The 9,971-nt window shown below is 46.0% G+C and carries 8 protein-coding genes; 1 reads left to right on the top strand and 7 read right to left on the bottom strand.

What is annotated here, in order from left to right:
- The 5 genes from LUQ50_RS04560 to LUQ50_RS04540 all read right to left on the bottom strand — a co-directional run.
- Positions 1–429: FHA domain-containing protein (locus LUQ50_RS04560; protein WP_300036839.1), on the bottom strand; the 429-nt coding region annotated here is incomplete at its 3' end.
- Positions 430–564: 135 nt separating this feature from the next.
- The gene (locus LUQ50_RS04555) at positions 565–3,975 is read right to left on the bottom strand and encodes a serine/threonine-protein kinase (protein ID WP_300036836.1); all 3,411 of its coding nucleotides are present in this window, start codon (positions 3,973–3,975) and stop codon (positions 565–567) included.
- Entirely contained in the window at positions 3,972–4,754 is a 783-nt protein-coding gene (locus LUQ50_RS04550) for a PP2C family serine/threonine-protein phosphatase (protein WP_300036833.1), read from the bottom strand. Before LUQ50_RS04550 ends, LUQ50_RS04555 begins: the two co-directional genes overlap by 4 nt.
- 190 nt (positions 4,755–4,944) lie before the next feature.
- Entirely contained in the window at positions 4,945–6,420 is a 1,476-nt protein-coding gene (gene ppcA, locus LUQ50_RS04545) for a phosphoenolpyruvate carboxylase (protein ID WP_367278957.1), read from the bottom strand.
- 96 nt (positions 6,421–6,516) lie between these two features.
- Positions 6,517–7,380 carry a V4R domain-containing protein gene (locus LUQ50_RS04540; protein ID WP_300036830.1) on the bottom strand — a complete coding sequence of 288 codons (864 nt, stop codon included), beginning with the start codon at positions 7,378–7,380 and terminating at the stop codon, positions 6,517–6,519.
- A 46-nt stretch (positions 7,381–7,426) separates the two neighbouring features.
- Between LUQ50_RS04540 and LUQ50_RS04535 the strand changes: the two genes are divergently transcribed.
- Positions 7,427–8,644 (top strand): FprA family A-type flavoprotein, encoded by a 1,218-nt coding sequence (locus LUQ50_RS04535; RefSeq protein ID WP_300036827.1) that lies wholly within the window; start codon positions 7,427–7,429, stop codon positions 8,642–8,644.
- 322 nt (positions 8,645–8,966) lie between these two features.
- Here the strand turns inward: LUQ50_RS04535 and LUQ50_RS04530 are convergent, their stop codons facing one another.
- Complete coding sequence (locus LUQ50_RS04530) at positions 8,967–9,488, bottom strand: zinc ribbon domain-containing protein (protein WP_300036824.1); 522 nt, start codon at positions 9,486–9,488, stop codon at positions 8,967–8,969.
- Between the two features lie 64 nt (positions 9,489–9,552).
- The coding region (locus LUQ50_RS04525) for a VOC family protein (RefSeq protein ID WP_300036821.1) at positions 9,553–9,971 on the bottom strand (419 nt) is incomplete at its 5' end.

The following is a 9,971-nucleotide window of genomic DNA, read 5'->3' as shown; positions in this document are numbered from 1 at the left end:
TTTACTCTCCCCCAGTTTCTTTCCATTAATGTAGGTTCCATTCGTGGAATCTTCATCACGAACCAGCCATTTTCCATTCATATATTTGAATGTTGCATGGTGACGTGACACGGCACTATGCTGATTGAGAATCCGGCTTCCGATTGCGTCACGCCCGATAGTATCACCGTTATGAACGGTAATGATAAGATTAGGTCCCATAACCAGTTGGAGTGGAGCAACCTCACGTATTGTTTTATCCTGGTCAAACTGAGGCTTCTCCATGATCCTGAGTGAGGATCTCCGTTGTGGTACCGCCGGTTCAGTCTTCCTGACTGCTCTGCTGTCTACCGGCCGGTTTCGTGAGAGATCAGAGAAGCATCGCTGGCATATCATCTCGGTGGCCGGGTTTGCCATCCCACACACATCGCAAATTTTCTGAAGTGTCATTGTATCTGCAGACTATTTGATCCCATAATTCCCTCACATCCACCCTGAAAGGCCTTCTTGCTGTATTGCATCCATGCGTCTGTTATCTAATACTTAATCTCATAAGTATTGAGCATTGTGCTGTAAAAGGACAACTCATGATTTCTCAGACCGGTTGAACCATGGATCGATCTTTGTGATATAGGTTGCAACCTCTCTGGCGTGATCTGTATGGTTCAGGCTGGTCATAATCAGGTATTGATGATAGGAGATGATCGGATCCCTGCTGGAATTCGCCTGTACTGCCTGGTTTATCAGATCCAGAGCAGTCTCGAAATCCCCAATATATCTGAAATACATCCCCGCATATCGATCAAGATGATATGCATTTTTGTTAAATCTACTTATTCCCTGTCGAAACAGACTGGTTCCTCGGTCTAAATCTCCCATAAGCACATAAGTACATGCCAGATTGGTGAGATACGCAGGCTGAAGTGTCTGGGACTCCATGAGTGGTTTCAATAGTTTTATTGCTTGCTCATATTCTCCCTGTACGCAGGCGATGATACCTTTACGATTTGCTATTACTGTTTCATCTCCCCCGAGCAGAATCGATTGGTCATACCATGCAGATGCCTCCTGAATCTTTTTTATCAGGTCCGGGGTAAGAACCCGGGAGTCCCAGATATTCAGGAATAACTGGCTGACCCTCCAGGGGAGTGGATGATTTGCTATTTCATGATACGAGGAGATCCGGCCATATCTATCCTCTCCCTTCAGACGTAGTGTATCTCCATACTGAATACAGAGTTCTGATGACTTTCTTCCTCCATCAATGGCTGTTTTAAATGCATCCTCAGATAGGGAGTAAAATCCCAACGAAAGCAGTATCTTTCCAAGTTTCTCCCAGAACTGGTAATTTTCAGGATTTTTATCAAGGATTTGACTGATACTGCCAAGGGCATTCCCAAATTCCTTTAATGAGAGATAGGCATCAGCTTTGATCCGGATCGTCCATTCATCATTAGGATCCTGCTGCAGTGTCTGATCCAGATAGGTTAATGCTTCCCTGATCCTGCCTGCAATGAGGAGGAGATATGCTTTCAGACGCAATACCTGTGGATCTGTAACACCCTGCTCCAGAAGAATGTTGATTGATTGTTCGGCTTTTTTATGATGTTTGAGTTTGATATAGCAGCGTGCCAGACACATACGTATCTCGGTGTGCTTTGGTGAGACCTTTAGATACTGCTCAAATAGATCTGTTGCTTCCTGAACTCTCCCGATAGCAAATAGAGCTTCTGCTTTTTGTAACAGAAATCCCTGATTATCTGGTTCATGGTTCAACGCAGCGGTGCAGAGATCGATAACCTGGTGATATTTTTTCTGTGATGCAGCAAGTTTAATGAACCCTAACTGTATCCCCGGATAGTCCGGGACTATGGTAAGTCCTTTCTTGAAGGAACGTTCTGCTTCATCAAAATTTCCTGTTATCACGTGCAATTCTCCGAGTATCTGCCATACCATCGGATTCTGTGATGACCGTACTGTGGTATGGTTCAGGAAAAACTCAGCTTCTTTCACCCGGCCCAATCGTGTAAGGCAGACTCCCCTCATAGCCCAACCTTCACCATGGGTTTTATCCATCTCAATAATTCGCTCAGCAACTGACATGGCTGCTGGCAGGTCTTTCTCCCCTGATAATCGGAAATATTGTTGTGCCCAGAAATCGATTGGTTCTCTCCAGGGATCAGAAGAGAGTGCGTGAAGATTAGTTTCATACTCAACCCGCATCTGTTTGTAGAGTTTGAACCTGTGTATTCCCTTTTTCTTACTGAAGAGCAGGCTGATGATTCTGATATCTGTGTTTGAAGCTTTCTTCAGGCAGGGGGAGACGTATTCGACAAGACCTGCCTCTTCAGCCACGGATGCAAGGGCCACCAGGAGATCAGGTTCACTTGATTCTGAGCTGATTGCATTTTTACAGGCATTTATCAGTTCAGTTTCAACCCGTACTGAATCATCTTCATACCCGTGCCTGAGAAAACGTTCTCTGATCTCTCCAAGTTTTAAGACAGCCCTGGTATCCCACTCTTCTGGTATCCCGATCTCTTCGCGTTCTTTCAATACGTTGAGAAAATCATACAACTGGCGTTTCTCATCAGTCCCCCGGGGATTGGTTGATAACCAGGAGAACATCCGGTTAATCTCGGATAAACTTTGCTGTTCTCCGGTAATTTCAGAAAATGTCCGGAAAATTCTGTTTAATTCACCAGAAAAGAGCATGGATATGATACGCTTCTCCAGGTCATCGTTCTGGTGATGCATATACCGGTACAGGTACTGGGCGATATTCGAAACGTCAAGTGATTTTCCCAGAAATGTAAACGGAATCTGTGGATTGAACCGTGCCATCAGGTATAGTAGCCGTTCATCCTCATCCGGGTACTGTTCTGCGTATTTTTCGATCTCAACTGCCTGACCATACTGCTCGGTCTTTTCCAGCCACCTGGTCAGATATCCCCTTCCGATATGCATTCTGGCATCTTTCCAGGCAGACGGATCACTGATCAGAGCATATGTCAGGTCTGTCAGACCCCCATATTGTTCGTTTCTGAATGAGTATGGTGCGATCTCCTCTCTGCCTACCGGTTGTTCTATCTCAAAAAAGACCGGGATATTCTGTCGTCCGGCGAGCCATGCCGAAACCTCTCTGATCCCCCATCTTTTTTTGGGATTTCTTGTCAGGAGTCCTTTGAGCAGAATTGCGACTTTTGGATGAACATCTGATGGAACCTGGATCCCTTTGGTTGAAAGCGTGGCAAGGATGATGTTGTGGTTAACTCCTTCGAACGGGTGTTTTCTAGTGAATATCTCAAGACCAATAACACCCAAAGCCCAGAAGTCAGCCTCTTTTCCGACCACATTCGCAAGTTGTTCAGGTGCCCAGTACATCGGGGTTCCTTTTGTTGAGGTGATCTGTCTTGAAAATTCTGCATCAAGCAGGGTAGAGATTCCAAAATCGATGAGAATCAGGTTCAATGGTCGCAGACTTCGTATCAGAACGTTGGCTGGTTTCAGATCAAGGTGCAAAATACCTGATCGGTGCAGGGCATCAAGGCCGGCTGATATCTCTTCGATGATGGTTCTGAACTGAACCATTCCAATCTGGTGCGTCTTGATAAGATCTTTTAGTGAACCGTTTCGTGCGTACTCCTGGATCTCAAACCATCGTTGGGTCTCTTCATCAAATCCATGTGCAAAAATCCTGATCAGATGTTTAGAATTCTGGCGTGATATTTCGGAAACCTTCTCAAGAACTTCAAGTTTTGGTTCGATTCCCAGGCGATAATGTTTCAGTACGCTATATTCTGAATCTTTCTGGACAAGCCAGATATCGGCTTCTCCTCCGGTAGCGGGAAACTGCCTGACCAGTTGGTAACCCTGAAACATCGGGCCAATCTGCTGGGGTTCTACATACTCCGTGATATCGCGGGGTCCAGCGGTTCCTCTCCGGTTGTCAGGGATGGTGCTTTCTCTGATAGTTGGGGGATCGTTGGGGGTCATTCGATAGATGATATCTGAATAAGTATGGCAGATATGTTGTCTGATGCTTTTCTGGCTAATGCTGCATGAAGTATCTTCTCGCAGTACTCATACCCCTGGAACCGCTGGTATATGAGTTCAAGTTCATCATGAGAGAAACATCCCCAGATCCCGTCTGAACAGATCAGGAAGATATCTGTGGACCTGATGTGTATTCCGGTGGTATACACTTTCATCGAATCGGGGTTTCCATCGCCTGATACTGATGAAGTCACCACGTTTTTCCGTGGATGATGTCTCATCTCCTCCTCGGTGATCAACCCTTCATCAAATAGAGCCTGAACCACCGAATGATCACGGGTAACCTGTTCAAAAAAATTACCATTGATCCGATATACTCTGCAGTCACCGATATTAAAGGCGAGGAGTGAGTCTTCCCTGATACAGACTCCCGCAACGGTACACCCCAGATTGAAGGCTTCCTGATGCTCATTTGCATAGTGATCAAGGGCATTTTTTCCCTGAAAAAGAGCAGTGGTGAGAGATGGTTCATCCCTGATGGTATCCTGTAACTCCATGAGTGTGGAAAGAACTAGGTTACTGGCCACTTCTCCTTTTTCAGCCCCTCCTATTCCGTCAGCCACACAAAAAATTTCTTCACCCTGGTCACTCTGATATGATCCAGGTTCTTCCATAGAGGTATCCGATACCAGCGTTTTAGTAATGAGCAGACTATCTTCATTATTAGGTCTCACTCCTCCGTTGTTGGTAAAATAGAATACTTTGATCTGATTGCCCATGCCCCTCATCTTCCTGCGATTGTATGTATCAAATTTTATTATGTTGTAAATATCAAAAATCAGATACTCTTTGGAGAATTGTGTCTCGGTTTGTCGAACCGGTTATTGAAATATCTCCTGATGAAGGTTTAAAGGTATCAGGACGAGATCCAAAAATTGGGTTTGGGCTTTCCCCGGTGATTTCTGTTCGTTATCCGAGGAATTTTCGGATATGGCCTGCCTGAAGGATTAGATCGGTGAAACTCTCCATCTGGCATGCTGCAAGGCCTGTCTCGATTCTGTGGGCGATATTTTGATGTTCTGAGTCTGGTTTAACTGGGACGATCTGTTCCACTGCACTGGCAACTTCTTCAGGTAAGTACGTAGACTCCGGATTTAGGTACCTGACTGCATCAGTCATGTCTGCTTCAAAGTTTACATAGGTCTTTTTCAGGAACGTGATGTCTTCCTTTGATAGAGCGTTTATACCCAGAATTTCCGGTGGAATCCCTACTGAATATAATGCAGCGGTCACGGTGATTGCTCTTGGGAGTGATACAGCTCCCATACTCCGGGAGTATCCGAAGAGGCCTATGTGTAGTTTCCTCTTCCTCCTTCCCGGGATATGACTGGCGATTCGATTAATAACCGGGGCCAGAGAAATGATCTGTTTCTGATATTCTGCAGAGTATCGATCCAACAGATCAAGAGACTGCTCAATATCAATAGTCTTTGCGGGTTTGAGGTCCCGTTCTTCAAGGAACCGGATTGCTTCTGCTGCTTCATGAAGAGGATAATCATATTTAAACGCAGACTGGATGGTGAAGGTGTAAGCACCCGGATACTCTTCTACCACCCGGTGTACGGTATCAGGTCGAAGGTTTCCTCTGAAAGGTGCAGATCCTGCTCCGATAATCGGACAGATCGGAACTCCGGTCTCTTCTGAAAGAACTGATAACCGCCAGAGTGCGATCTTGTTCAGCAGAATTGCTCCTATCTGGCCGTAGTTGACTGCCGGATCTGATCGTGCGAGGAAGACACGCTGATAGGGGAGCTGTTTATCCTGCATATAGCGCCCTACGATCTCTGCAGCATGGAGCATCCCTTCCCGGTCCTCAAAGAGTGGGATCACATTGATTCGGTCTGGGTGAAATGACCCGATCCAGTCTGCAATTGTCCTGTCCCGGCCTCCAAGTCGCTGGTGCTGTTGTCCTATGACAAAGTCCCGGTAATACTGGTATAAATTGTCAATCGACGAGAATGATGTGGTCATCGGGAGTATGACCTCAAAAATCGGAGGTGTTTCGTCACCGTAAAAGAGCGAAGCGATGTCATAAGACCGGGGAATAGATCCCAGGGTCTCAAGGAGAATTTTGGCCTCAGCACGCTCAAATTCAGGATTCGGTACCCGAAGGGTGAGCAATCTGTCTTTTCCAAGTTGGTGTTCATGGAAGTACTCCGGATACCGGGAGAGCAGTTTCTTCACTACAAAATTATCAACTTCTTTACCTTCACAATCCCACATCTGTTCAGTACATCCCAGATGGGAGAAGATATAAAAAGCCTCCCTTACTTCATCCTCTCCGCTCAATTCAGGATTTGCTGCAAAGAATGGAGTGGTGACATTATCGGGATGCTGTGTGCTCATCGTTCTCGGAATAGTTCTGGTAGTTTCATTCGTCATCATGAATCCCCAATAAATAAGTCGCGAATCATTGAGAATTAGAAAAAAGCAACAGAACCTGATTTAGGTAATGTAATGAGTAATATGCCCTTTCATGGGTTATATCACTTCCCCTTTTGATTTTTCCTCATATTTTCCTGTCGGTACCAGAGTATTTCGACTGGTTATCACAAATGTGCAGTGATCAAACCCGGATGAATAGCATTCAACTTCAACGACTTCCGGCTGATCCTGAAACTCTTCTGCAAAGAGTGACGAAAGAACCCCGATATCAAATGCACATGATCCATGCCCGGTGATTGGCAGATCCTGGCATTCAAAGCATCCTTCAACCCGCAGGGTGAGTGGTTCTTCTGCCACCAGATTGATCATTCCAAGGCCGTTTGCCTGCCAAAACTGATTCATTTTTGATATTTTTCCTGCTACTGTAGGATCTGCCACGAGGGGGGCAAGCACCTTTCCGATCCTTATCCCCGCCCGCTCCAGGATTGGATCAATATTCATCCCCAGGTTCATTGCCTCGGTTCTGATTACCCTGAGCATGTACTTGAAGTATGAGGCGATGTCCCCCTCAGAAAAAGGAAGATTTCCATTTTTTGTATACAGGTATTCCTCAGCATATTCCCGGTCAGTATTGGTGAGACGTCCGATAGGTTCTGAGTTCATGGAGAGCAGGCGTTTACGGTGATCATCAGGATCAGGTTTTGAGTTGATCAGCCCTGCAGTTTCAAGATCCCGCAGATGAACAGATATTGTTGATTTTGCCTTGCCAGTCTGTGAAACGATCTGATCAAACGAGATCTCACCACCTGCAATCATGCGTAGAATTCGTCGTTTGATGAGACTATCTATTGCCACAACGCTTGTTTTTGTTGCAAATAGTGTTACGTCCCCTTCCGGTTCCTGTTCATGGGCTCTTACCAGGTTCACCTTTTCAGATATGATCAGAATCTTTATATTCATTCGCATACAACAGAATGTTCGAACTAATACGAACGTGGTAAAAAACATGAAAGCAGAAGCATATAAGATCGCTGATGGCGTCTACTGGGTCGGAACCCTTGACTGGGATCTGAGAACCTATCATGGTTACACGCTTGATGGAACCTCCTACAACTGTTACCTCCTCTTTGGTGAAAAGACGGTTCTCATCGATAATGTATACCCTGGACAGACGGCCCAGATGTGGGGTCGGATCGCTGATGCCTGTGTTCGTGAAGGAAAGGATCTGAAGATCGATATCATCGTACAGAACCATGTTGAGAAGGATCATTCCGGAGGACTTGTAGAAGTTCACAAACGATTCCCGGCTGCACCGATTTATTGTACTGATATCTGCAAAAACGGGTTGATAAGACACTATCCTGCTCTTAAAGATGCGACATATAAAACAGTTAAGACCGGGGAGACTCTTGATATCGGTGGAAAGACCCTTGCCTTCGTAGAAGCACCACTGCTTCACTGGCCGGATTCCATGTTCACCCTCTATGCAGAGAATGGCATTCTCTTCCCAAACGATGCATTCGGTCAGCACCTCTGCTATTCCGGACGGCTTGACACTGATATCCCTGAACACGTTCTGATGGATGCCGCCCAGAAGTTCTATGCAAACCTCATTGTTCCGCTGACCAACCTCTTCCTCAAGAAGGCGACTGAATTGACCAATCTTGACCTGCTCAGCAAAGTTAAGATGATAGCGCCATCACACGGGCAGATATGGACCGACCCTTCAAAGATCTTGAATGCCTATGTTGGCTGGGCAACCGGAACCGGCATGAAAAAGAAAGTGACCATCATCTACGACACCATGCACGGGTCAACCAAGATGATTGGCCACGCTCTGGCAGAAGGGGTTATGGCCGGTGGATGTGAGGTGAAGGTCTTCAATCTCCATGAGGATGAGCGGTCTGAAATTGTCAAGCATATTCTTGAATCTAAAGGAATTATGGTGGGTATTCCGACCATCAATGATATGCCATATCCGAGCATCGGGGATCTGATATACTATCTCAAGGGACTACACTTCAACCGGACCGGCGAGCGGTTTGCCCTGACATTCGGCTCGATGGGTGGCAAAGGCGGGGCACCGAAGATGATCGCAGAAGAACTGAAGACTGCGGGATTTACCGTCGTTGACACGATGGAAGTGCTCTATGTACCAGATGAAAAAGAACTGGACACTGCATTTGCGGCAGGTCAGGAGATGGCAAAGAAAATTAATGAATGAATGTAAAATCCTCCAATTTTCTGGGACATGGCCTACCATGTTCACCAAAATGCCATTAATCAATCGTTACCTGATTGAACACTCACTTGCGTGGTCTCCCTGAATCATCAGGGAGATCCTCATATCTCACCGTTTTGAAGTGTTATTTTTCCTTAAACTGATATTGATCTCTGCATCAGGGTTGGAGTTCTGATCTATTTAGATCCGTGAGGGAAATAGTAGGGCAGGGAACTATCGAAGTGGTGGTTTTTTGCGTCCCTCTATCCAAACCCTGGTTGTACTGTTTATTGAATACGATAGAGATTTAAAAACTCCTTGTTGTTTACTGCCAGCGTGAGAGCGTACCAGTGAACCGCTCAACCATCTCTTCTGCTTTTGCGATTGGCATCCCGTACTGGCTGGCTAGCATGGGGGCATACTTCTTTACCATGGTTTCACGAGTCAGGTCTGGTTCGGTAAAAGCACCATTCTGATAACAGTGGGTGCAATACCGCAAACTTCGCGTTCCATCAGTTTCGGTTCCGGCATCCTGATCCGAGATGAGTGGCATACCACAACTCTCACAGGATGGAATTATCTTCCCACTCCAGCGGTACAGATTCTGTATCTGCATTTTACTGAATTCTTTTGCCTTATCAGGAGGCATCGCAAACATCTGTGTCATGATAGCACCGGCTTTTTCAGCCATCTGATCCACGGTTGCATTCGGATCCGTATATGCTCCTTTCTGGTAACAGTAATGGCAGTACTGGGATGAAGACGTTCCATCAGCTTCGGTTCCATAATCAGTTTGGGAGAGAAGTGGCATACCACAACTCTGGCATACTCCTGGGGTTTTGCTCATGATATCGGTGTAGGTGATCGGGGGTGAAATACTCTTCTGTTTGTCTCTGAACTTTTTCAGGGTATTAGCCCTGATTTAGAATTGTTTTGATAATTTCTTCTGGCATGAAGGTGAGAGTAGCCACTTCCTGAGGTGTATGGCCCTCTCTGCTAATTCGTCTGATCACTTCTTCCATGGATTCACCAACCTCGATCATATGCCCGTCAGGATCAGAAAATCTGATCGTCCGCTGCTGCCAAGGGGTTTTTTGTATCTCATGAAACAGTTTTACCTGCCTCTTTTTGATCTGATCACAGAATCCGTCGATGTCATCAGTCTCAAAATAAATCTCCTGCCCAGGCCGCTCCTGAGGGAGGGAAGGGTCAGCACCGTTGTACATCAGGTCTGACGCGATCGACTGCTGCCAAAGTGATATTCCCTCTTTGAAGGTAGTCAGTCCTTCGATAGCAAGTTCGATCGTGAGTCCAAAGAGTTCCTGGTAAA

Source organism: Methanospirillum sp. (genome assembly GCF_028679455.1).
Classification (GTDB): domain Archaea; phylum Halobacteriota; class Methanomicrobia; order Methanomicrobiales; family Methanospirillaceae; genus Methanospirillum.
Note: the sequence above shows the minus strand (reverse complement) of the source record. Positions and strands in the feature narration are given on the sequence as shown.

Bases quoted from the DNA above. Each gene is read 5' to 3' on its own strand.
- LUQ50_RS04555 (WP_300036836.1), bottom strand. From the start codon at position 3,975: ATGACCCCCAACGATCCCCCAACTATCAGAGAAAGCACCATCCCTGAC.
- LUQ50_RS04550 (WP_300036833.1), bottom strand. From the start codon at position 4,754: ATGGGCAATCAGATCAAAGTATTCTATTTTACCAACAACGGAGGAGTG.
- ppcA (WP_367278957.1), bottom strand. From the start codon at position 6,420: ATGATGACGAATGAAACTACCAGAACTATTCCGAGAACGATGAGCACA.
- LUQ50_RS04540 (WP_300036830.1), bottom strand. From the start codon at position 7,380: ATGAATATAAAGATTCTGATCATATCTGAAAAGGTGAACCTGGTAAGA.
- LUQ50_RS04535 (WP_300036827.1), top strand. From the start codon at position 7,427: ATGAAAGCAGAAGCATATAAGATCGCTGATGGCGTCTACTGGGTCGGA.
- LUQ50_RS04530 (WP_300036824.1), bottom strand. From the start codon at position 9,488: ATGAGCAAAACCCCAGGAGTATGCCAGAGTTGTGGTATGCCACTTCTC.